Source organism: Nguyenibacter vanlangensis (assembly GCF_013376155.1).
Classification (GTDB): Bacteria; Pseudomonadota; Alphaproteobacteria; order Acetobacterales; family Acetobacteraceae; genus Gluconacetobacter; species Gluconacetobacter vanlangensis.
In genome coordinates this window covers 1-615 of sequence record NZ_JABXXP010001175.1, presented here as the reverse complement: position 1 = coordinate 615, position 615 = coordinate 1, and the positions used below count along the sequence as shown (strand labels likewise).

Here is a 615-nt window from a genome sequence, read left to right as displayed (position 1 = left end):
CCCGATTCTGCCGGTCAGGGCAGCCGGGGCGACGCGCCGGCCGAAACGCGCCCCGCGTCGCCGCATGCGGGGCTGATGGCGCGATGATCATGGTCCATCCATATCCATACCGTGGCCGGGGGGCTTCCGGCCGGGGTCTTCATGGTCCGGGGTGCGATGCGCCGCGTCCCGGGGGCGGGCCTGCGTGAGGGTGTTTCCACGCAATAGCCAGCGTGGGCTGGACGGGCTGAATTTCTTCGTTGCGAATCTGCAGGCCGCCTTCGGGTCGTTCATCGCCGTCTACCTGACCGGCGCCCACTGGACCCAGGGACAGATCGGCGTGGTGCTGAGCATCGGTTCGGTCACCGCGATGGTCAGTCAGGTGCCGGCCGGCATGCTGGTCGACCGGCTGCGCGACAAGCACCGCGTGGCCGGATTGTCGATCCTGGCCGTGATCTTCTCATGCCTGCTGCTGGCGCTGTTTCCGCAGCAGATGCCGGTCGCGGTGGCGGAGATCCTGCACGGCCTGGCGAGCTGCACGCTCAACCCGGCGATCAGCGCGATCACGCTGGCGGTCGTCGCGACGCAGATCGCCCGCTCGGCCGGCGCCGGCGTCGGCCTGCTGGGCGAGCGGTT

1 protein-coding gene is annotated in these 615 nt (G+C 69.9%); it reads left to right on the top strand.

The window, feature by feature from the left end; genetic code table 11:
* Positions 1–190 precede the first annotated feature (190 nt).
* Positions 191–615 (top strand): MFS transporter (locus HUK84_RS21960; protein ID WP_317135331.1); only part of this gene is annotated, 425 nt, incomplete at its 3' end.